General features: G+C 46.8%; 1 protein-coding gene. It reads left to right on the plus strand.

The window, feature by feature from the left end:
* On the plus strand, positions 1–1,026 hold a 1,026-nt coding region (gene gatB, locus A3756_RS23800), incomplete at both ends, for an Asp-tRNA(Asn)/Glu-tRNA(Gln) amidotransferase subunit GatB (RefSeq protein WP_068554870.1).

Genomic DNA, 1,026 nt, shown 5'->3' on the forward strand with positions numbered 1-1,026 from the left:
CGGTAAATCGCTTCATGAAGATTACCATGGCATGTCAGGCATAGATCTGAACCGCGCGGGAACACCGCTTATTGAAATCGTGTCAGAGCCTGATATCAGCAATAGTGAAGAAGCAGTCGCCTTTGCCAAAAAACTACACTCAATTGTTACCTCTCTTGGCATCTGTGACGGTGAAATGTCACAAGGCTCAATGCGCTTTGACGTCAATATCTCGGTACGCCCCAAAGGTCAGGAAGAGCTTGGTACACGAACCGAAACCAAGAACCTTAACTCCTTCCGCTTCATGGAAAAGGCGATCGCCCTTGAGGTTGAGCGTCAGATAGATATTCTTGAAGATGGCGGCAGCATCACGCAAGAGACCCGCTTATACGATGGAGAGAAAGATATCTCCCGCTCCATGCGTAGCAAAGAAGAAGCAAACGATTACCGCTACTTCCCATGCCCTGACCTGCTTCCTGTCGAATTGTCTGACGAGTTTATTGATCAGATTAAAACTGAGATGCCAGAGCTTCCTGATGCACGAAAGGCAAGGTTCTGCGCCGAATACGGCTTATCAAGTTACGATGCAGGCTTGATCTCAGCACAGGCAGACCTTTCTCATTATTTCGAGACAGCCAGTAGCATTTCAGGTGACGCTAAGCTTTCTGCCAACTGGACAATGGGAGAGCTAAGCGCGCGACTCAACAGCGACAGCATCTCCTTAAAAGATTCTCCTATCAGTGCAGAGCAACTTGGGCAACTGGTGCTTAGAGTTAAAGACAACACTTTGTCGTCTTCAGGTGCAAAGAAAGTATTCAATACACTTTGGGAAAAATCTGGTGATGATGTTGACGCAATTATTGAATCACAAGGTCTAAAGCAGGTATCTGATACCGGTGCGCTAGAAGCATTGGTTGACGAAGTACTCGCTGGCATGGCTGATCAGATTGCACAGTATAAAGAGGCCGATGACAAAAAGCGTAAAAAGCTTATGGGCGGATTTATGGGGCCTTTAATGAAAGCCTCTAAAGGACAAGGAAACCCTAA

The organism is Oleiphilus sp. HI0086 (assembly GCF_001635225.1).